Origin of the sequence: Bradyrhizobium sp. BR 1433 (assembly GCF_051547665.1) — a bacterium.
GTDB lineage: Bacteria > Pseudomonadota > Alphaproteobacteria > Rhizobiales > Xanthobacteraceae > Bradyrhizobium > Bradyrhizobium australafricanum.
On the sequence record NZ_JBPUGG010000001.1, the window covers coordinates 2,625,531 to 2,646,502 of the forward strand.

Annotated in this window: 19 protein-coding genes and 2 pseudogenes; 9 read left to right on the forward strand and 12 right to left on the reverse strand. The window is 65.7% G+C overall.

What is annotated here, in order from left to right:
• Window positions 1–39: 39 nt before the first annotated feature.
• Window positions 40–927 carry a Ku protein gene (locus tag ACSKB9_RS13110; RefSeq protein ID WP_438073590.1) on the forward strand — a complete coding sequence of 296 codons (888 nt, stop codon included), beginning with the start codon at window positions 40–42 and terminating at the stop codon, window positions 925–927.
• A 112-nt stretch (window positions 928–1,039) separates the two neighbouring features.
• Here ACSKB9_RS13110 and ACSKB9_RS13115 read toward each other — a convergent pair whose 3' ends face one another.
• The 7 genes and pseudogenes from ACSKB9_RS13115 to ACSKB9_RS13145 form a co-directional block, all read right to left on the reverse strand.
• Window positions 1,040–1,282 (reverse strand): DUF6496 domain-containing protein, encoded by a 243-nt coding sequence (locus tag ACSKB9_RS13115; RefSeq protein WP_225161094.1) that lies wholly within the window; start codon window positions 1,280–1,282, stop codon window positions 1,040–1,042.
• 148 nt (window positions 1,283–1,430) lie between these two features.
• Complete coding sequence (locus tag ACSKB9_RS13120) at window positions 1,431–2,120, reverse strand: response regulator (RefSeq protein WP_028332698.1); 690 nt, start codon at window positions 2,118–2,120, stop codon at window positions 1,431–1,433.
• Window positions 2,117–4,828, reverse strand: a pseudogene (locus ACSKB9_RS13125) (DUF4118 domain-containing protein). Before ACSKB9_RS13125 ends, ACSKB9_RS13120 begins: the two are co-directional and overlap by 4 nt.
• A gap of 39 nt (window positions 4,829–4,867) precedes the next feature.
• Window positions 4,868–5,473: a K(+)-transporting ATPase subunit C gene (locus ACSKB9_RS13130; RefSeq protein ID WP_438073591.1), complete on the reverse strand. Its 606-nt coding sequence runs from the start codon at window positions 5,471–5,473 to the stop codon at window positions 4,868–4,870.
• 113 nt (window positions 5,474–5,586) lie between these two features.
• A complete protein-coding gene (gene kdpB / locus ACSKB9_RS13135; RefSeq protein ID WP_283069373.1) occupies window positions 5,587–7,698 on the reverse strand; it encodes a potassium-transporting ATPase subunit KdpB in 2,112 nt (703 codons plus the stop codon).
• Window positions 7,699–7,721: 23 nt separating this feature from the next.
• Window positions 7,722–9,425 carry a potassium-transporting ATPase subunit KdpA gene (gene kdpA, locus ACSKB9_RS13140; protein ID WP_438073593.1) on the reverse strand — a complete coding sequence of 568 codons (1,704 nt, stop codon included), beginning with the start codon at window positions 9,423–9,425 and terminating at the stop codon, window positions 7,722–7,724.
• A 119-nt stretch (window positions 9,426–9,544) separates the two neighbouring features.
• Entirely contained in the window at window positions 9,545–9,634 is a 90-nt protein-coding gene (locus ACSKB9_RS13145; RefSeq protein WP_016846764.1) for a K(+)-transporting ATPase subunit F, read from the reverse strand.
• A gap of 486 nt (window positions 9,635–10,120) precedes the next feature.
• Here ACSKB9_RS13145 and ACSKB9_RS13150 point away from each other — a divergent pair, with 486 nt between their 5' ends.
• The 6 genes from ACSKB9_RS13150 (at window position 10,121) to ACSKB9_RS13175 (ending at window position 14,536) form a co-directional block, all read left to right on the forward strand.
• The gene (locus ACSKB9_RS13150; protein ID WP_438073596.1) at window positions 10,121–10,585 is read left to right on the forward strand and encodes a hypothetical protein; all 465 of its coding nucleotides are present in this window, start codon (window positions 10,121–10,123) and stop codon (window positions 10,583–10,585) included.
• Window positions 10,586–10,598: 13 nt separating this feature from the next.
• Window positions 10,599–10,874, forward strand: a complete 276-nt coding sequence (locus ACSKB9_RS13155) for a hypothetical protein (RefSeq protein ID WP_028342457.1) — start codon at window positions 10,599–10,601, stop codon at window positions 10,872–10,874.
• A 174-nt stretch (window positions 10,875–11,048) separates the two neighbouring features.
• Window positions 11,049–11,303, forward strand: coding sequence for a hypothetical protein (locus ACSKB9_RS13160; protein ID WP_438073598.1), 255 nt, complete (start codon window positions 11,049–11,051; stop codon window positions 11,301–11,303).
• Window positions 11,304–11,324: 21 nt separating this feature from the next.
• Window positions 11,325–12,254 carry a 4-hydroxy-tetrahydrodipicolinate synthase gene (dapA, locus tag ACSKB9_RS13165; RefSeq protein WP_438073600.1) on the forward strand — a complete coding sequence of 310 codons (930 nt, stop codon included), beginning with the start codon at window positions 11,325–11,327 and terminating at the stop codon, window positions 12,252–12,254.
• A gap of 114 nt (window positions 12,255–12,368) precedes the next feature.
• Entirely contained in the window at window positions 12,369–13,778 is a 1,410-nt protein-coding gene (locus ACSKB9_RS13170) for an NfeD family protein (protein ID WP_438073602.1), read from the forward strand.
• A complete protein-coding gene (locus ACSKB9_RS13175) occupies window positions 13,775–14,536 on the forward strand; it encodes a slipin family protein (RefSeq protein WP_028332707.1) in 762 nt (253 codons plus the stop codon). Before ACSKB9_RS13170 ends, ACSKB9_RS13175 begins: the two co-directional genes overlap by 4 nt.
• Window positions 14,537–14,719: 183 nt before the next feature.
• Here the strand turns inward: ACSKB9_RS13175 and ACSKB9_RS13180 are convergent, their stop codons facing one another.
• Both ACSKB9_RS13180 and ACSKB9_RS13185 read right to left on the reverse strand, forming a co-directional pair.
• Window positions 14,720–14,884, reverse strand: a complete 165-nt coding sequence (locus tag ACSKB9_RS13180; protein WP_438073605.1) for a hypothetical protein — start codon at window positions 14,882–14,884, stop codon at window positions 14,720–14,722.
• 1 nt (window position 14,885) lies between these two features.
• Window positions 14,886–15,161 (reverse strand): hypothetical protein, encoded by a 276-nt coding sequence (locus tag ACSKB9_RS13185; RefSeq protein WP_438073607.1) that lies wholly within the window; start codon window positions 15,159–15,161, stop codon window positions 14,886–14,888.
• Between the two features lie 263 nt (window positions 15,162–15,424).
• On the opposite strand from ACSKB9_RS13185, the pseudogene ACSKB9_RS13190 reads away from it, so the two are divergent.
• Window positions 15,425–15,831, forward strand: a pseudogene (locus tag ACSKB9_RS13190) (Hsp20/alpha crystallin family protein).
• Between the two features lie 11 nt (window positions 15,832–15,842).
• Window positions 15,843–18,221, forward strand: a complete 2,379-nt coding sequence (gene lon / locus ACSKB9_RS13195) for an endopeptidase La (RefSeq protein ID WP_438073609.1) — start codon at window positions 15,843–15,845, stop codon at window positions 18,219–18,221.
• 81 nt (window positions 18,222–18,302) lie between these two features.
• Here the strand turns inward: lon and ACSKB9_RS13200 are convergent, their stop codons facing one another.
• From ACSKB9_RS13200 to ACSKB9_RS13210, 3 genes are all read right to left on the reverse strand, one after another.
• Window positions 18,303–18,551 carry a hypothetical protein gene (locus tag ACSKB9_RS13200; protein ID WP_438073611.1) on the reverse strand — a complete coding sequence of 83 codons (249 nt, stop codon included), beginning with the start codon at window positions 18,549–18,551 and terminating at the stop codon, window positions 18,303–18,305.
• A gap of 153 nt (window positions 18,552–18,704) precedes the next feature.
• Window positions 18,705–20,360: an OFA family MFS transporter gene (locus ACSKB9_RS13205; RefSeq protein ID WP_438073612.1), complete on the reverse strand. Its 1,656-nt coding sequence runs from the start codon at window positions 20,358–20,360 to the stop codon at window positions 18,705–18,707.
• A 325-nt stretch (window positions 20,361–20,685) separates the two neighbouring features.
• The gene (locus ACSKB9_RS13210; protein WP_057014863.1) at window positions 20,686–20,955 is read right to left on the reverse strand and encodes a sulfurtransferase TusA family protein; all 270 of its coding nucleotides are present in this window, start codon (window positions 20,953–20,955) and stop codon (window positions 20,686–20,688) included.
• Between the last annotated feature and the right edge of the window lie 17 nt (window positions 20,956–20,972).

Genomic DNA, 20,972 nt, shown 5'->3' on the forward strand with positions numbered 1-20,972 from the left:
TCCGTTCAAGTTCCAAACTCAAGCTGTTTGGAGGCGATCATGGCCGCTCCCCGCGCCTACTGGAAAGGCACGCTCAAGCTCTCGCTGGTGTCATGCCCGGTGGCGCTCTACCCGGCTTCGACCGCGGTCGAGAAGACCCGCTTCCACATGATCAACCGGGAGACCGGCAACCGGCTGAAGCAGCAGATGGTCGATACCGAGACCGGCGACGTTGTCGAGGGCGATCAGAAGGGCCGCGGCTACGAGGTCAGCAAGGGCAAATATGTCGAGATCGAGAAGGACGAGCTCGAAGCGGTGCAGATCGAGAGCAACCATACCATCGACATCGACAGCTTCGTGCCCGAGGGCGAGATCGACAAGCGCTATCTCGACCACCCCTACTACATCAGGCCCGACGGCAAGGCCGGCGTCGACGCGTTCGCGGTGATCCGCGACGCCATGAAGGATCAGGACCGCGTCGCGCTGGCGCGGATCGTGCTGACCAACCGCGAGCATGTGATCGCGATCGAGCCGCTCGACAAGGGCATGCTCGGCACCACCTTGCGTTACCCCTACGAGCTGCGCGACGCCGACGATTATTTCGACGACATCAGGAGCCCGAAGGTCACGAAGGACATGATCGAGCTCGCCGGGCATATCCTCGACAGCAAGGCCGCGCATTTCGATCCGTCGAAATTCAAGGACGAGTACGAGACCGCGCTGAAGGCCCTGGTCCGCCGCAAGGCGGCCGGCAAGCCGATCAAGGCCGCCGAGCGCGAGGAGAAGCCAAGCAACGTCGTGAGCCTGATGGACGCGCTGCAGCAGAGCCTGAAAGGCGGCAAGAGCGGCGCAAGGCGCTCGCGCTCCACCGCGCGCCGCCCGACCCCGCATCGCCGCGCCGGCAAGAAGGCGCACCGGTCAAGCGCGCGGCGACGCAAGGCGGGATGAGATCTCTCGTCCTTGCGAGCGCAGCGAAGCAATCCATCTCTCCACATACGCGGAGGGATGGATTGCTTCGTCGCTACGCTCCTCGCAATGACGGATGGATGCAACTCATCCGTTACTTCTTCTTCGAGCTCTTCCGCTTCTTGGCAGTCTTGCGCTTCTTCGCCGTCTTCTTCTTTGACGACTTCTTCGGCACCTTCCTGCCCTTGGCGCGTGCCTCGGACAAGCCGATCGCGATCGCCTGCTTGCGGCTCTTCACCTTCTTCTTGGAGCGGCCGCTGCGCAGCGTGCCGGCCTTGCGTTTCTTCATCGCGCGCTCTACATCGCCCGATGCCTTCCGCGAATATTTCCTTGCCATGGCTTGTCTCCCGCTAACGGAAAACAAGCCTCGATGGCAGCGAAAGTTCCGTTTGGTGTCGTCGGGCGACGGCACCAACGTAGCCCGCATGAGCGCAGCGACATGCGGGAGATGCCCCGGATATCGCTTCGCTCATCCGGGCTACCTGTTAGTCCGCCGCGCGCAGCCGATAGCCGATGCCGGTCTCGGTCAGCACGAATTGCGGACGCTCCGGGTCGGCCTCGATCTTCTGGCGAAGCTGGCGCACATAGACCCGCAGATACTGCGCATCGGTCAGTTCGTCCCACAATTCCTTCAAGAGGAAGCGGTGGGTCAGCACCTTGCCGGCATGCTGCACCAGCACGCGCAGCAGGTCATATTCCTTCGGCGACAGCTTGATCTCCCTGTCGCCGACCTTGACGATCCGGCGCACCAGGTCGACCGAGAGATCGCCGGAGCGGAACACCGGCCGCTCGCCCTGCACCTGCAACTGGTGCCGCAGCGCCGCGCGCAGCCGCGCCAGCAACTCGTCCATGCCGAACGGCTTGGTCAGGTAGTCGTCGGCGCCAAGGTCGAGCGCCTGCACCTTGCCGGCCTCGTCGCCGCGGCTCGACAGCACCACGATCGGCACGCTCTCGTTGCGGCCGCGGATCATGCGCAAGAGGTCATGGCCCTGGATGTCGGGCAATCCGAGGTCGAGGATGATCAGCGCCGGTCCCTCACCCAGCATCTCCAGCGCCAGCTTGCCGTTGGATGCCTCGAGGATGTCATAGCCCTGCGTGCTCAGCCCCATCCGCAGCAACTTGCGGATCGGCGGCTCGTCGTCGATGACCAGGACCTTGATCGGCGTCGCGTTCATGCAGCAGTATCCAGCGCGTTGGTGTCGGCAGGGATCGGCAGGCGGATGGTGATGACGGCGCCGCTGCGGTCGGCGCGGTTGGCCGCCGCGATCGTGCCGCGCATCGCCTCGACGAAGCCGCGCGAAATCGCAAGCCCGAGGCCGGTGCCGGGACGGACATGGTCGCCCTTCTCGGCGCGATAGAATTTGTCGAACACGCTTTCGAGCTCGGCCGCGGGAATCCCGTTGCCTTCATCGAGGATCTGCAGCGCGATGGTGTCGCGATCGCGGGCGCCGCGGATCGAGATCGCGGTGTCCGACGGGGCGTATTTGGCAGCGTTGTCGAGCAGATTGAACAACACCTGCTCGAACAGCACGGCGTCGAGCTCCAACATCGGCAGGTCGGCCGCGAGCTCCAGCGATACCCGGTGATGCACCAGGATCTTGCTCGCCCGCCGCAGCGCGCTGCCGACGATCTCGCCGACATCATGGCGCGCCGTGTTCGGCACGATCGCGCCGGATTCCAGCTTGGTCATGTCGAGCAGATTGGCGATGAACCGATTCAGCCGCTCGGACTCGTCGATCACGGTGGCGAGCAGATCGTGCTTCTGCGCATCGCTCAGGTTGGCGCCGAGGTCGCGCAGCGCCGAGGCCGAGCCGAGCACCGAGGCCAGCGGCGTCTTGAGATCGTGCGAGATCGAGGTCAGGAGCGCGCCGCGCAGCCGGTCGGATTCCACCGTGCGCTTGACGCGGTCCATGTCCTCGACCAGCAGCACGCGCTCGATCGCCAGCGCGCCCTGATCGACCAGCGCATCGAGCAGCCGGCGCTGGTCCGGCGTCAGCAAGGGCCCGGTGCGGTCGTCGTCGATGCCGATCACCCCGATCGGGCCGCGGCCGGTGCGCATCGGCAGGAACAGCCGTTTTCCCCCCGGCAGCGTGTCCGAGCCGCGGCCGGCCGGACGGTCGTTGCCCAGGCCCAGTTGGCGGCGGCGAGATCGGCCTGGTCGAGCTGATCCTCCGGCGGATAGCCGCTCTTGACGGTCAGCATCCCGTCCTCCGGCAGCAGCAGCACCACGCGCACCTTGAGCATCAGCGCAATCTGGTAGGCGGTCGCCCACAGCACGTCGTCCAGCGTCGCGGTGCCAGCGAGCTTGCGGCTGAAGGCGTAGAGCGATTCGGTGGTGCGGACCCGGCTGATCGCGGTGTCGGCCTGGGTGCGCACCCGCGCCGCGACGTTGGAGACCAGCAGCGCGATCAGCATGAAGAAGAAGAACGCCGCGACATTGGTCGGGTCGGTGATGGTGAAGGTATAGACCGGCGGCAGGAAGAAGAAATTGTAGCACAGCGAGGCCGCGACGCTCGCCAGCAGCGACGGCCCGAGGCCGTAGCGCGCCGCGGCGCCGACCACGGCGGTGAGAAAGACGAGGTCGACATTCTCGATGCCGAAGAACGGCTGGATCAGCTTGGCCGCGCCGAGCCCGAGCGCCGCCAGCAGCAGCGCCATCAGATAGGGCCGCGGATTGAACGGCTCCTGCCGCTGCGCGGTCTGCACCGCCGCCTTGCCGACCGGCAGCTCGTTGCCGGCGATCACGTTGACGCTGATATTGCCGGCGCGGCGCACCAGATCGTGCACCACGGATCCATGCGTCAGCTCGAACCAGCGCGAGCGCGTCGACTTGCCGATGATGATCTGGGTGACGTTGTTGGCCTGGGCGAAATTGATGACGTCGTCGGCGATGCGGCGGCCGACGCCTGGCAGCGTCAGCGCCTCGCCGCCGAGCGATTCCGCAAGCCGCATGGTGTCGGCCAGCCGATCGCGCTGCTCGTCGGAAAGTTGCAGGCTGCGCCGCGTCTCGATGCTGACCGCGGTCCATTGCGCGTGCAGCCGGTCGGCGAGGCGCTTGGTGTAGCGCACGAGGCCGGCCGCGCGCGGATCCTCGCTCAGGCAGACCAGGATGCGCTCGCCGGCGGCCCAGGGGCCGGCAATCGCATTGGCCTGCATGTGGTTGAGCAGCTGCTCGTCGACCCGCTCGGCGGTGCGGCGCAGCGCCAGCTCGCGCAGCGCGGTGAGATTGCCAGGCGAGAAGTAGTGTTCCAGCGCCCGCTCGGCCTGCTTGGGCACATAGACCTTGCCCTCCTTGAGCCGCTGGATCAGGTCGTCGGGCGTCAGGTCGATCAGCTCGATGGCATCGGCGCGATCGACCACCGAGTCCGGCACCGTCTCGCGCACCCGCACATGGGTGATCTGCGCGACGACATCGTTGAGGCTCTCGATGTGCTGGATGTTGATCGCGGTATAGACGTCGATGCCGTGCGACAGCAGTTCCTCGACGTCGAGATAGCGCTTGGGATGCCGGCTGCCCGGTGCATTGGTATGGGCGAGCTCGTCGACCAGCGCGAGCTGCGGCCGCCGCGCGATCAATGCATCGAGGTCCATCTCCTCGAGCGTCTGGTCGCGATAGGTCAGCCGCTTCCGCGGCAGCACCTCGAGACCCCTGAGCAGCGTCTCGGTCTCGACCCGGCCGTGGGTTTCGACGACGCCGACCACGACGTCGACGCCCGCCTTGTGGCGGGCGTGGGCGCTCGAGAGCATCTCGGTAGGTCTTGCCCACACCGGGGGCGGCGCCGATGAAGATCTTCAGCCGCCCCGATCGATCGGTCTCCCGACGCGCCGCCTCCAGCAGCGCATCCGGCGAAGGTCGTTTATCAGGGTCGCGCTGATTGGCCATACCGCAATATAGTCATCCTGCGAGGGGCAGCCTACTCCCCTATTTCGGCTTTGCCGCGTCGAGCGCCAGGTTGAGCGCAAGAACGTTAACACGGGGCTCGCCGATCACGCCGGCGAAGCGGCCCTGCGTGTTCTGCGTCACCAGCTCGCGCACCGCGTCGTCGGACATGCTGCGCGCCTTGGCGACCCGCGGCACCTGGAACAGCGCGGCGTCCGGCGAGATGTCCGGATCGAGCCCACTGCCCGACGTGGTCACAAGATCGACCGGCACGCTGGCGGACGGGTTCTCCGCCTTCAGCTTATCGACATCCTCCTTGACCCGGTCGTTCAGCGCCTTGCTGGTCGGGCCGAGGTTGGAGCCGCCGGAGTTCGCCGCGTTGTAGGGCGCCGGCACCGTCTTGGAGGAATTGTTCGGATCGGGCGCGACCGTCGCTGACGGCCGGCCATGGAAGTATTTATCTTCCTTGAACTCCTGCCCGATCAGGGCGGAGCCGATCACCTTGCCGTCCTGCTCGATCAGGCTGCCTTGCGCCTGCCGCGGGAAGATGACGCCGGCGATGCCGGTGATGGCGAGCGGATAGGCAAGGCCCGTGATCGCGGTCAGCAGGACCAGCACGAGGATGGCGGGGCGGATTTCTTTCAACATGACAGGTCTCCTAAATCTCCTTCGTCATTGCGAGCGAAGCGAAGCAATCCATGGATCGGCATAACGGATGGATGGGTTGCTTCGTCGCTTCGCTCCTCGCAATGACGCTGTGGTTAAGCCAGGCCCAAAGCGGCGACGACGAGGTCGATCGCCTTGATGCCGATGAACGGGATGATGATGCCCCCCAAGCCATAGATCATCAGGTTGCGGCCGAGCAGCGCGCCGGCACCGACCGCGCGATACTTGACGCCCTTCAGCGCCAAGGGAATCAGCGCGATGATGATCAGCGCGTTGAAGATGATCGCCGACAGGATCGCGCTCTGCGGGCTCGCCAGATGCATGACGTTCAGCACCTGGAGCTGCGGATAGAACGCGAGGAACATCGCGGGGATGATCGCAAAGTATTTTGCGACGTCGTTGGCGATCGAGAACGTGGTCAGCGCGCCGCGGGTCATCAGCAGCTGCTTGCCGATCTCGACCACCTCGATCAGCTTGGTCGGGTTGGAATCGAGGTCGACCATGTTGCCGGCCTCGCGGGCGGCCTGCGTGCCGGTGTTCATGGCGACGCCGACATCGGCCTGAGCGAGCGCCGGCGCATCGTTGGTGCCGTCGCCGCACATCGCGACCAGTTTCCCCTTGGACTGCTCGTCGCGGATCAGCTTGAGCTTGTCCTCTGGGGTTGCCTGCGCCAGGAAGTCGTCGACGCCGGCCTCTGCCGCGATCGCGGCCGCGGTCATCGGGTTGTCGCCAGTGATCATCACGGTGCGGATGCCCATGCGGCGCAGTTCGGCAAAGCGCTCGCGGATGCCGCCCTTGACGATGTCCTTCAGGTGCACGACGCCGAGCAGCTTGCCGTCCTTGGCGACGGCCAGCGGCGTGCCGCCGGCCTTGGCGATCTCGTCGGCGATCGACTGGATCTCGCGCGCTTCGGCGCTCATCGTCGCCGCGACCGCGCGGACGGTGTTGCCCGAGGCGACGGTGCGGGGCGAGCCGCCGTCGACATAGGCAAGGATCGCGTCCACCGCGCCCTTGCGGACCGACGACGTGCCGGCATCGATGCCGCTCATGCGGGTCTGCGCGGTGAACGGCACGAAGGTCGCGGCAAGCTCATGCATGTCGCGTCCGCGGATGCCGTATTTCTCCTTGGCCAGCACCACGATCGAGCGGCCTTCCGGCGTTTCGTCGGCCAGCGAGGCAAGCTGCGCTGCGTCGGCGAGGTCCTGCTCGGCGACGCCGCGGATCGGACGGAATGCGGTCGCCTGGCGGTTGCCGAGCGTGATGGTGCCGGTCTTGTCCAGCAGCAGCGTATCGACGTCGCCGGCAGCCTCCACCGCGCGGCCAGACATCGCCAGCACGTTGAAGCGCACCAGGCGGTCCATGCCGGCGATGCCGATCGCCGACAGAAGCGCGCCGATCGTGGTCGGGATCAGCGTCACGAACAGCGCCACCAGCACCACGACCGAAATCGAGCCGCCGGCATAGGCCGCATAGCTCGGGATCGTCACCGTCGCGAACACGAAGATGATGGTGAGGCCGGCCAGCAGGATGTTGAGCGCGATCTCGTTCGGCGTCTTCTGCCGCTCGGCGCCCTCCACCAGCCTGATCATGCGGTCGATGAAGGTCGAGCCCTGGGCTGCGGTGATGCGGACGCGGATCCAGTCCGACAGCACCTGGGTGCCGCCGGTGACCGCGGAACGATCGCCGCCGGACTCGCGGATCACAGGTGCGGATTCACCCGTGATCGCGGCTTCATTGACCGAGGCCACGCCTTCGATCACCTCGCCGTCGGACGGGATGTTGTCGCCGGCCTCGACCAGCACGACGTCGCCGACCTTCAGCGAGGTGCCGGGCACCATGCGATAGGTCCGGTCGGTGCCGGTGAGCAGCTTGGCCTGGCTCTCGGTGCGGGTCTTTTTCAGCGATTCCGCCTGCGCCTTGCCGCGGCCTTCGGCAACGGCCTCGGCGAAGTTGGCGAACAGCACCGTGAACCAGAGCCAGAGGATAATCTGGAAGGTGAAGCCGAGATTGGCGCTGCCGGTGACGAGGTCGCGGACGAAGATCACCGTGGTCAACGCGGCCACGACCTCGACCACGAACATCACGGGGTTCTTCGCCATCAGGCGGGGATCGAGCTTGACGAAGGCCGAGCGGATCGCCGGCACCAGGATCTTCGGGTCGAACATGGTCGACGCCGTCACCTGCTTTTGCAGTCTTGTGGTTTCCATGGTTGTCACTCCGGACAATTCGATCAGAACAGGGTGTTGGCGTTCATGGCGAGGTGCTCGACGATCGGCCCGAGCGCCAGCGCCGGGAAGAAGGTGAGACCGCCGATGATCAGGATCACGCCGATGACGAGGCCGACGAACAACCCGCCGGTGGTCGGGAAGGTGCCCGCCGAGGCCGGGATCGACTTCTTCTCGACCAGCGAACCTGCAATGGCCATCGCCGGCACGATCATGAAGAAGCGGCCGACGAACATCGCGGAGGCGAGCGTCAGATTGTAGAACAGGGTGTTGCCGGTGAGGCCCGCGAAGGCCGAGCCGTTGTTGCCGGTCGCCGAGGTGAACGCGTACAGCACCTCGGTGAAGCCGTGCGGGCCGGAGTTCGCCATCGAGGCCACCGCCGACGGCAGTACCACGCCGACCGCGGTCCAGCCGAGATACATCAGCGGCAGCACCAGGATCGCGAGCATCGCCATCTTGACCTCGCGCGCCTCGATCTTCTTGCCGACATATTCCGGAGTGCGGCCGACCATCAGGCCGGCGACGAAGATCGCCAGCACGACGAACAGCAACATGCCGTAGAAGCCGGCGCCGACGCCGCCGATGATGACCTCGCCGAGCTGCATGTTGATCAGCGGGATCATGCCGCCGAGCGCGGTGAAGCTGTCATGCATGGCATTGACCGCGCCGCAGGAGGCCGCAGTCGTGACGACGGCGAACAGCGAGGACGCGACGATGCCGAAGCGGACCTCCTTGCCCTCCATGTTGCCGCCGGTGAGGCCGAGCGCGTGCAGCGCCGAGGTGCCGTTGGCTTCCGCCCAGTAGGTGACGGTGACGCCGGCGACGAACAGGATGCCCATCACGGCGAAGATCGCCCAGCCCTGGCGCTCGTTGCCGACCATGCGGCCGAACACGTTGGTCATGGCGGCACCGAGCGCGAAGATCGAGACCATCTGCACGAGGTTCGACAGCGCGGTCGGATTCTCGAACGGATGCGCGGCGTTGGCGTTGAAGAAGCCGCCGCCATTGGTGCCGAGCATCTTGATCGCAACCTGCGAGGCCACCGGCCCGAGCGCGATGGTCTGCTTGCCGCCCTCCAGCGTGGTGGCGTCGACATAGGGATGAAGCGTCTGCGGCATGCCCTGCCAGACCAGGAACAGCGCGTAGACGACGCAGATCGGCAGCAGCACGTAAAGCGTGCAGCGCGTGACATCGACCCAGAAATTGCCGACGGTGCGCATCGACGAGCGGGTGAAGCCGCGGATCAGCGCCATCGCCAGCGCGATGCCGGTCGCCGCCGACAGGAAGTTCTGGTGGGTCAGGCCGACCATCTGGACCAGATAGGACAGCGTGCTCTCGCCGCCGTAGTTCTGCCAGTTGGTGTTGGTGATGAAGGAGATCGCGGTGTTGAAGGAGAGGTCCTCAGCGACCGCCGATTGCCCGGCCGGGTTGAACGGCAGCACTGCCTGCAGCCGCATCAGGCCGTAGATGATGGCGAAGCCGCCGACATGGAACAGCAGCATGGCGACCGTATAGGTCAGCCAGTGCTGCTCGCGCCGCTCGTCGACGCCGCCGACCCAGTAGATGCCGCGCTCGACCGGGCGCAGCACGGGCGACAGGAAGGTGCGCTCGCCGTTGAACACGCGGGTCATGTACCAGCCGAGCGGTTTGACCAGCGCGGCAACGATCGCGCAGAATAGAATAATTTGAATCCAGCCGATGACGGTCATTGCGTCAAACCTTTCGAATGGGAGCGAAGCGCAGCATCGACGCGAACAAGCCGAGCAACAGCCCGGTCAACATCGCGTCGGCTAACAGAATTGTGCAAAGCGCTGACATCGCGGGCCGCCTAGAAGCGTTCGGGCCGCAGCAATGCGTAAGTGAGGTAGAACAGCAGGCCGAGCGAGACGAGGCCGGCGAGCGAGTAATCGAAGATCATCGCCGCCTCCGTTACAGCCGTTCGCAGGCGTAGGCGTAGCCGATGCCGGCCGCGAAGAAGCCGATCGCAAGCGCCGCCATGAGAATGTCCATCATGTGAGACTCCTATGCGTCACAGGGCGCGGGCCATTGCATAGGCGTCCCGCGCCGGATGGCCGTGAGGTGCCATCCGGGGCATAGGTTTTCGAGAGGTGGCGAGTAAGGACGTTATAGGAATCCTGATAAGTGCCACGAGCTGCGCAGCCGTCGTCCCGGCGAAGGCCGGGACCCATAACTACAGGGCCGAGTTTTGCGATGGCTGGGGCCCCAACCTCATCTCACAAGCAGATTCGGTGGTAATGGGTCCCCTGGCTTTCGCCAGGACGACAGCTTGGTCTTTATGGAATCCCGATATCTCCGTCCCCCGCCTCATCTCGTTTTCAAATGGCGGTCCGGCCATTTTTGGCTTGCGGCCAATACCCTGGGCCGCGCAAGACGAGATGACGCCATGTCAGTGCTTTCCCAGAACACCTCCATCGATCTCGGCGAACGGCTGCGCGACGCCTATGCGGTGACAGCCGAATTCATGGCCGACATCATCAGCCAGACCTGCCGGCGCTTTCCCTCGGTCGGAGAGAGCGGCAAGACCCGCCGGGTCGAGCGGCTGATCCAGTCGGGCGCCTGGACCGACGCCGCGATCGCGCTGCTCGATCTGGAACTGCCGCAATGGCAGATCCGCCGCCTGGTCTATGACGAGGGCGAGTGGCACTGTGCGTTGTCGCGCGAACGCGAGCTGCCGGACTGGCTCGACCAGTCGATCGAGACCCACCACACCGATCTTGCACTCGCGATCCTCAGCGCCTTCGTGGAGGCGCAGCGCACCTCGACGCCCGATAGCCGAACCAGCGTGCCGACCGTCCGTCGCGACACGCGCGCGCTGTACGAGCCGCTGTTCGTCGACAATATCGACTGACGGCGGCGCGGCCGTGGACACCAAACAACTGCCGCGGCAGCTGCAGTCGGTCCAGGTCATGGTCCGGTTCGGCTTCCGGCTCGCCATCATGATCGGCTTTGCCGTGTTCGCCGGCGCCGGCTTCGGCAAGGGCCTCGTCACGCTGTTGTGGATGTCGGCCGTGATCTGTGCCTTCGCCGGGATCGCCAAGCGCGAAATACCGTTTGCCGCAAACCTCAATCACTGGGACGAGATGACCGCCTATGTCGCGCTGTGCGCGCTCGGCACCGGCATCGTCCAGCGCCTCTAGACCATCCCCACAAATCCTATGCCGCTCCTATGAAGTCGGTCGTCCTTCGCGCTCGATTTCATATCCCGCAAATCAGACATTGATCGCGTGACCGTGACTGAAGCGTTTTCGAGCGAGCCGGATACCGGTTCGCGCGAGGAAAACGCGTCAGAAACAAAAAGAAGGACCACCACCGTGAAACTCGTCGAACCTCCCTCGTGTAGCGCCGCGTCCACCGTCGTCTTCATCGGCCGCAACCATCGCGGCCAGTGGGTCGCCCAGCAACAGAACCGCCTCTATGGCGGCCTGTTCGTCAACCGCGCCCAGGCCGTCAAATACGCGCTGTTCGAGAACGGCCAGCATCCTGAAATGATCGTCGAGCTGTCGCGTGAGATCGAGCTCGATATGCGCGGCGAGACCGCGAGCTTCCCCGCAATCCGCGTGGCGTGAGCCACCCATGACTTGACAAACATGACCTGGCAAACGGCTGCGAAAGCCGACACGGCCGGATGGCTGACGGGCTTCATCCCCGATCTTCCGACCCCCTTCAACCATCGGAGCGAGATCGACGCGGAGGCGTTCGGCCGGCTGTGCGAGCGCCAGATCGCGGCCGGCGCCACCGCGCTGGTGGTCGGCGAGACCGCAGGTGAAAGCGCGACGCTGGAGCCCGCGGAACGTGCGCAGCTGGTCCGGATCGCGGCCGGCGTCGCGCGCAAGCGGGTTCGCATCATCGCCGGCGCCGGATCGAACGCGACCGATCGCGCCGTCACATTCACCCGGGCCGCGGAAGCGGCCGGTGCCGACGCCATCATGTCGGTCGTGCCCTATTACAACAAGCCGATGCCACAGGGCATGGCAGCGCATTTCCGCGCGGTCGCCGCGGCCACCACGCTGCCTGTCATCCTGCACGACATTCCGTCGCGCACGGTGAAGGGCCTTGCCGACGAGACCCTGCTCGAGCTCGCCGCACCGCCACGCTTCGTGGGTTTGCGCGACGGCAGCGGTGACGTTGCCCGGCTGGCGCGCCTGCGCTCACGCCTGCCGGCGGCATTCCGGATGCTGACCGGCGACGACGCCTCCTCGCTGGCCTGGCTCGCCGCCGGTGGCGATGGCTGCATCTCGGTCGTGACGAACGTCGCGCCCGATCTGTACGTGGCCGTTCACAGGCATTTCCGCGAGGGACGGTTGTATCAGGCGCGGGAGTTGCACCAGCGGCTGGTGCCGCTTGCGACCTTGCTGGAGCGCGAGCATCCCGCCGCATTGAAGTTCGTGCTGGCGCTTCTGGGATTCATGCCGCCGACGACGCGACTGCCGATCGTGCAATTGAACGGATCGGCAAAGGCCGAGGTCTCGCAGGCGATGGCTGAGCTTGCCGACGAGTACCTCGCAGCCGCGCATTGAGATTTGCCGACCCGACATAACCCATCGCAATGCACAATGCGATCAGCACACGGTGCCCGTGACACGGCGCCAACTTGAGGTTCCGAAACGGCGCCCCATATCCACGGCAAGGGAGTGCTTGCCGTGCACACCACCTTCAAGGCGGCCCTCGTTGTTGCGACCGTCCTGGTCGCTCTGGTTATCTCCATCCGTCCCGGTCCGGCCGCGGACAACAGCCATCTTGCCCTGACCATTTCAATCGACGGGGCAATCGGGCCGGCAGCGGCCAGCTACGTCAAGGACGGCCTGGCCAAGGCCGCCGAGCGCCACGCCGAGGTTGTTATCCTGCGTTTGAATACGCCGGGCGGCCTCAGCACCAGCATGCGTGAGATCATCGCCGACGTGCTGGCCTCGCCCGTTCCCGTGGTCGGCTACGTTGCGCCATCCGGCGCCCATGCCGCGAGCGCCGGGACCTATATCCTCTATGCGACCCATCTCGCGGCCATGGCGCCCGGCACCAATATCGGCGCCGCGACGCCGGTGCAGATCGGCGGCCCGATACCGGGGCTGCCGGGCAGCACCCCGGACAAGGGCGGCAAGGACCAGAAGGACGGCGGCCATCCGTCCGAAACCAAGGATGCCATGACGGCGAAGGTGACGAATGATGCCGTTGCCTTCATCCGCAGCCTCGCCGAATTGCGTGGCCGCAATGCCGACTGGGCCGAGAAGGCGGTGCGCGATGCCGCCACCCTCTCCGCCAACGCAGCGCTGCAGGCCAACGTCATCGATCTCACCGCGCGCGATCCGGCCGACCTGCTCAGGCAGGTCGATGGCCGGACCATCGAGCTTCCCGGCGGCAAGACGCAACGCCTGGCGACCACGGACACCGCGATCGAGGCCATCGATCCCACCTGGATCGCGCGCGCGCTCGCGGTCATCACCGACCCCAACATCGCATTCATTCTCCTGATGGTCGGCATCTACGGCCTGATCTTCGAGTTCATGTCGCCCGGTGCCGTGGCGCCCGGGGTTGTCGGGACGATCTGCCTGCTGCTCGGTCTGTACGCACTCAACATGCTGCCGATCAACTACGCGGGCTTCGCCCTGATGCTGGTCGGGATCGCGCTGCTCGCAATCGAAGCCTTCAACCCGACCGTCGTGATCGGCCTCGGAGGAATAGTCGCCTTCGTGCTTGGAGCAGCCATGCTGTTTCGGATCGAGGCGCCCGGTTACCGGCTGTCATGGCCGGTCATCGGCATCGTCGCCGCGATGTTCACGGGGCTCATTCTCGTCGTGCTCGGCGCGCTCCGCCGCGCGCGCAAGGGCCCGGTGCGGATCGGTGCGCAAGCCATGCGCGGGCTATCGGCCGAGGTGCTCGACTGGTCCGAGACCACGGGTCACGTCTTCACCAACGGCGAACGCTGGCAAGCGCGCAGCACCGAGACATTCACGGCGGGAGACACGGTCGAGGTCGCCAACATCATCGATTTGACGCTGGTGGTACGGCGCGCGCCGGCCTCCCCCGGCGAAGGAGGTACAGCATGATGCTTGATTATTTCACCTATGCGGCGATCGCGCTGCTGATCATCGTATTCCTGACCCAGGCCGTGCGCGTGCTGCGCGAATACGAGCGCGGCGTCATTTTCACGCTCGGCCGCTTCACCGGGGTGAAGGGTCCGGGGCTCATCATCCTGATTCCGGTGGTGCAGCAGCTGGTGAAGGTAGATCTCAGGGTGGTGGTGCAGGTGGTGCCGCCGCAGGACGTGATTTCGCGCGACAACGTCTCGGTCAAGGTCAACGCCGTGCTCTACTTCCGCATCGTCGATCCCGAGCGCGCCATCATCAAGGTCAGCGACTACATGGCTGCGACCAGCCAGCTTGCGCAGACCACGCTGCGCTCGGTGCTCGGCAAGCACGAGCTCGACGAGATGCTGGCGGAGCGCGACAAGCTGAACGCCGATATCCAGGAGACCCTCGACAGGCAGACCGACGTCTGGGGCATCAAGGTCACCGGGGTCGAGATCAAGGATATCGATCTCAATGAGACGATGGTGCGGGCGATCGCCAAGCAGGCCGAGGCGGAGCGGCTGCGGCGCGCCAAGGTGATCAACGCGATGGGCGAGCAGCAGGCCGCCGAGAAGCTGGTCGAGGCCGGCCGGATCCTCGCCCAGGAGCCGCAGGCGATGCAGCTGCGCTACTTCGCGGCGCTGCACGACATTGCCGGCGAGCGCTCCTCGACCGTGGTGTTCCCGCTCCCGATGAACCTGCTCGATCATCTGGCGCCGCGACGTGAAGCGACGTGAACTGGTTTGGGAGCAGAAACGACGGTCGCTCAAGGTCGGCGCGCTCGGGATCGGGGGTCTCGTAGGCGCCGCGGCCTCTCCACGTCATTGCGAGCGAAGCGAAGCAATCCATCGCGCCATCTGCGGAGATATGGATTGCTTCGTCGCTATGCTCCTCGCAATGACGCGGATGGGTTCGGGGCCTTAACTCCCGCGATGCTTGGCCCGCCACGCAGGCCCTGGACCGCGCATGTAATGCGCCTCGGGCCGGTAGCCGCTGATCGGCTCCTCGCCGATCCAGGCGAGGAATGCAAGCAGCCCTTCTGCGGCGCGGCGCGGCAGGGCAGCGATGAACGAAACTGTGCGCATCTCAGTAGTCCCACTTCTCGCCGAGCACGACCGGCGCCCGCGGATATCTCTCGGCGTCGCCGCCGAGCATGCTGACGTTGAGGTTGGTCCGCGCCCAATCCTCGTGGCCACGATGCAGCAGCAGCTCATTGCGGAGCCGATGAATCTTGGCGGCGGCGATCGCGCGGTGAACAGTCCTGAAGACGAGGCCGATCCGCCTGACGGCCCGCCGCAGCATCAAGGGCACGGCGCCGGCCGAACCGTGCGGCCGGGCATCGTGGTAATGGAGCAAGGTCATGTGCCACCTTCCCGTTTGGCGGCGCGCGCGAGCGCGCCGCATCACGGCAAAAGATGCGGGGAAGGCCGTAGGAATTCGAGAGCAGCCGCAGCCCTGTCGCATAGCCGCGGCATAAGCGTCCGGCTGCGGTCCGTGCATCGCGGTCATGCCGCAAATCGCGAGATTTCGGACAATTTTACCCTCGATCAGCCGCGCGAGGGGCCGGTTTACGGTCGGCGGCAAGACCGGTAACCTCGCCTCCCAATGCGACGTGGAGAGTGCCCATGCGGCCCAAGGATCAGATCAACTGGATGCTGTCGGATGCGATCGAGGCGCTCGCCCGCGCCGAACGGTTGCACCAGAGCTTCCTCAATTTGCACCCGCGCGCGGGAAGCACCGAGCCGAGCTGGGAACCGCCGACCGACGTGATCGAGACCGAGGATGAGATCCTGATCCTGGTCGCGTTGCCGGGGGTCGATCCCGACGAGGTCGAGGCCGCGCTCGACGGCGGCACGCTGGTGATCTCCGGCCGCCGCACCCTGCCCCTGAACTCCGCAACGCCCGCATCCTGCGCCTCGAACTGCCGCAGGGCCGGTTCGAGCGCCGCATCGCGCTGCCGACCGGCCGCTACACCATCAGCCGCTTTGCCGCGCATGGTTGCGTCGGCCTGCGGCTCGGAAAGTCGAGCTAAAGGATTTCGACATGGCTGCCTCAGACGTTTCAAGCCCAGCATCGACTTCGACGCCGATCCCGAGCGACGCGCTGATCATCGTCCCGGTGCGCAACACCGTGCTGTTTCCGGATGTCATCATTCCGATCACGATCGCCCGCGCGACCTCGATTGCCGCGGCCCAGCAGGCGGTGCGCGAGCAGCGGCCGATCGGCATCCTGCTGCAGCGCGATCCCGAGACCAACGATCCCGGCCCCGACGGGCTGTACCGCGTCGGCACAACAGCCAACATCGTGCGCTACATCACCGGCGCCGACGACACCCACCATCTGGTCTGCCAGGGCGTGCAGCGCATGCGCGTGCTCGACTATCTGCCCGGCACTCCGTTCCTCGCGGCCCGCGTGCTGCAAATCCCGGAGCCGACCACCACCTCGCCCGAGATCGAGGCGCGCTTCCTCAATCTGCAGCGCCAGGCGCTGGAGGCCGCGCAATTGCTGCCGCAAGTGCCGCAGGAGCTGATCGCCGCACTGCAGGGCACCACCTCGCCGGCAACCCTTGCCGACCTTGCGACGTCCTACATGGACATCAAGCCCTCGGAGAAGCAGGACATCCTGGAAACCATCGATCTCGTGGCGCGGATGGACAAGGTGTCGCGTCACCTCGCCGAGCGCATCGAGGTACTGCGGCTGAGCCAGGAGATCGGGCAGAAGACCAAGGCCGTGTTCGACGAGCGGCAGCGCGAGGCGATCCTGCGCGAGCAGATGGCGACGATCCAGCGCCAGCTCGGCGAAGGCGACGGCAAGGCTGCGGAAGTCACCGAGCTGACCAAGGCGATCGTGGAGGCCAAGATGCCGCCGGAGGCCGAAAGCCAGGCGCAGAAGGAACTGCGCCGCTACGAGCGGATGCCGGAGGCCGCGGCCGAATCCGGCATGGTGCGCAGCTATCTCGACTGGCTGATCGACCTGCCCTGGAGCATTCCGGAGGAGAAGCCGATCGACATCGCGGAGGCGCGCAAGATCCTCGACCAGGACCATTATGGCCTCGAGAAGATCAAGAGCCGCATCATCGAATATCTCGCGGTGCGCAAGCTCGCGCCCGGCGGCAAGGCGCCGATCCTGTGCTTCCTCGGGCCGCCCGGCGTCGGCAAGACGTCACTCGGCCAATCGATCGCGCGCGCGATGGCGCGGCCGTTCGTCCGCGTCTCGCTCGGCGGCGTGCATGACGAGGCCGAGATCCGCGGCCATCGCCGCACCTATATCGGGGCGCTGCCCGGCAACATCATCCAGGCGATCAAGAAAGCCGGCGCGCGCAATTGCGTGATGATGCTGGATGAGATCGACAAGATGGGCCGCGGCATCCAGGGCGATCCGTCGGCCGCGATGCTCGAAGTGCTCGACCCCGAGCAGAACGGCACCTTCCGCGACAATTATCTCGGCGTGCCGTTCGACCTCTCGCGCGTCGTCTTCATCGCCACCGCCAACATGCTCGACGGCGTCCCCGGGCCGCTGCTCGACCGCATGGAGCTGATCAGCCTCGCCGGCTACACCGAGGACGAGAAGCTCGAGATCGCCAAGCGGTATCTGGTGCGGCGCCAGCTCGAGGCCAACGGGATCAAGGCCGAGCAGGTCGAGATCGATCCGGATGCGCTGCGGCTGATCATCCGCAGCTACACCCGCGAGGCCGGCGTGCGCAACCTAGAGCGCGAGATCGGCAAGGTGCTGCGCAACGTCGCGGTGCAGATCGCCGAGGGCAGCACTAGCCACGTCACCATTGCGCCGAAGGATATCGTGTCGCTGCTCGGCCAGCCGAGGTTCGAGAACGAGATCGCGATGCGCACCAGCATCCCGGGCGTTGCCACCGGGCTGGCCTGGACCCCGGTCGGCGGCGACATCCTTTTCATCGAAGCATCGCGCACGCCGGGCCGCGGCGCGCTGATCCTCACCGGCCAGCTCGGCGAGGTGATGCGCGAGAGCGTGCAGGCCGCGCTGACCCTGGTGAAGAGCCGGGCGTCCCAGCTCGGCATCGATCCCGGCGTGTTCGAGAAGAGTGACATCCACGTCCACGTTCCCGCCGGCGCGACGCCGAAGGACGGCCCGAGCGCGGGCGTTGCAATGTTCACCGCCCTCACCTCGCTCCTGACCGATCGCACGGTACGCAGCGACACCGCGATGACCGGCGAGATCTCGCTGCGCGGCCTCGTGCTGCCGGTCGGCGGCATCAAGGAGAAGGTGGTCGCGGCCGCGGCCGCCGGCCTGACCCGGGTGATGCTGCCGGCGCGCAACAAGCGCGACTTCGACGACATCCCCGCCGGCGCCCGCGCCAAGCTGGAGTTCATCTGGCTCGAGCGGGTCGACGAGGCGATCGCAGCGGCGCTGGAGGCCGCCAAGACGACGCCCGCCGCCGCGGAGTGATCGCGTCTCAAACGCAACAAGAGGGCGTGACAGCGATCGCCGTCACGCCCTCTTGCGTTGCAGATAACGGAGCGGTGTCGCTCAGCTCTTGCCCATGCATTCTTCGATGTAGAACCAGCGGTCGTCGCCGGTCAGGCCCTTCGACTTCACCTCGGCGCGGCAGACCTTCAGCTTTGGCTTGTTGGCCTTCCACTTCGCCTTCATGTCCTTCAGCTTCTGCATAGTGAGCTTGACCTTCGACGGCTTGACCTCGGTGGTCTGGGCTGACGCGGTGTGCAGCGAGCCGGCGAGAAGCAAGGCGGCCACAAGACAGCTTGCGGTACGAAACATGACTGAAATGTCCCTTATTATCTGTTGATTTGAACGGCGTAGAGCTTCTTGTTTGACGCGTCTTCTTCACGCGAACCGGCATCCACTTCGCTCGAAAACGCTTTCAAGCCGCGCGCAGGATGCCAGATGGCCCGCGCGCGGCATGAACTGCGATCAGAGGATTTTGACCGCGCTGAGCAGCGTCATGTAGACGCCCCACGCCAGCGGAATGCCGACGAACAGCCAGAACAGCGCCGCCTTGGCGTCGAGCCCGCCGAACCCGATCCCGTAGGAACCGTGCGGTCCGGCCGCCGCGGCGCTGGCGCTCGCATCCTGCAGCTTGGCGACCTCGGCGTCGCTCATATGCCATTTCGAATCGACCGGCTTGATCAGGTAGTTGCAGATCAGGCCCGCGATCAGCATGGCGCACAGGATGTACATCGTGGTGTTGTAGAGCTGGTCGCGCGGCACGCCGGCGGCAAGCTCGAACTCGCGGATGTAGTTCACCACGACAGGACCGATGATGCCGGCGGTCGACCATGCCGTCAGCAGACGTCCGTGGATGGCGCCGACGAACTGGGTGCCGAACATGTCGGCGAGATAGGCCGGCACGGTGGCGAAGCCGCCGCCATACATCGACAGGATGATGCCGAAGCCGAGCACGAACAACAGCTTCGATCCCATCGCGGCGAAGGTCGGCGCCAGCGCGTAGAGCGCGATGCCAAGGATGAAGAACGTGTAGTAGGTGTTCTTGCGGCCGATCTTGTCCGACAGCGACGCCCAGAAGAAGCGGCCGCCGATGTTGAACAGCGACAGCAATCCGGCAAAGCCGGCCGCGATCGCCGCGATCTGCGCCTTCTGTCCGGCATCGAGCTGGTTGAAGCCGACATTGGGCAGGCCGATCAGCTTGCCCGCGAAGATCTCCTGCAGCATCGGCGAGGCCATGCCGATCACGCCGATGCCCGCCGACACGTTCAGGCAGAGCACCCACCAGATCAGCCAGAATTGCGGCGTCTTGTGCGCGTTGTCGAGATGGACGTGCTTGCTCGAGATCATCGCGTTGGCCTTCGTCGGCGGCGTCCAGCCTTCGGGCTGCCAGCCGGCCGGCGGGATGCGATAGCGGAACGCGCCGATCATCATGAACACGAAATAGATCGCGCCCATGGCGAGGAAGGTCTCCCAGACGCCGACCGAGGTCGGGGTCTTGAAGTAGTTCATCAGCCTGTCGGCGAGCGGGGCGCCGATCATCGCGCCGCCGCCGAAGCCCATGATCGCCATGCCGGTCGCCATGCCGCGCCGGTCGGGGAACCATTTCACCAGCGTCGACACCGGCGAGATGTAGCCGAGGCCGAGGCCGACGCCGCCGATCACGCCGGAGCCGAGCCACATCAGCCAGAGCTGGTGCGTGTAGACGCCGAGCGCGCCGATCACGAGACCGCCGGCCCAGCACAGCGCCGCGACGAAGCCGGCCTTGCGCGGACCGACCTTCTCGAGCCAGCCGCCCCAGATCGCGGCGGAGACGCCGAGCAGCACGAAGAACAGCGTGTACATCCACCCGAGGCTCGCGACCTTCCAGTCGCAGGTGGTGGTGAACAGCTCCTGCACCAGCGAGATGTCGGGGCACGCCTTCGGCGCGGTCAGGCCGATCGCGCGCGACAGCGGCAGCCAGAACACCGAGAAGCCGTAAGCCATGCCGATGCACAGATGGATGCAGAGCGCGGCCGGCGGCACCAGCCAGCGGTTGAAGCCGGCGGTCGCGATTGTATGTTCCTTGTCGAGGAAACCTGCGCCTGTCGCGGATACGCGTCCGGCGCTGCTCACTGTGGTCATTGACACCTCCCCTGCAGCCGCCATTACGACAGGCGCATCTGCATCTTCGATCCCGTCTCAGCCCATTGCGGCCAGCGTCAGCCGGCAGCTCCGCACATTTCCTCAATGCGTCGGGACCAACCACGCACATTCCGGAAATGCTAACCCCCAATACGACCGGATATGCCCGGCCGTGCAGCCCGTGATCTGGGCACGGGCCCAGTCGTTGTCCGTCGATGCGCCCACACTCGAGCACAACGCCATCACCACAACCCGGCGGACATTATCAATTCGCGCAGAATGGAAAATAGGTGTCGATAGGCAAAAGGTAGATATCAAGCTGCATCTAGCGCGTACGCGGCAACGCAGCATTCGAATTGCCTATCGCTCCATTGATCTTCTCGATCAAGAAAACGATCCGGGCGTCGCTTCGTTCGGTGATCTCGACCTTGTCGCCGGTCTCCTGGATGAGGGCCGGGATATCGATCACCGAAAGCGGATCGGTGCAGTGCACCTCGAGGAAATCTCCCGCCGTCACGCTCCGGAGGGCCTTGCGCGTCTTCAGCGCCGGCAGCGGGCATTTCAGGCCGGTGAGATCGAGCTTCGTCGTTGTCATGGTTCGACCATGGCGAA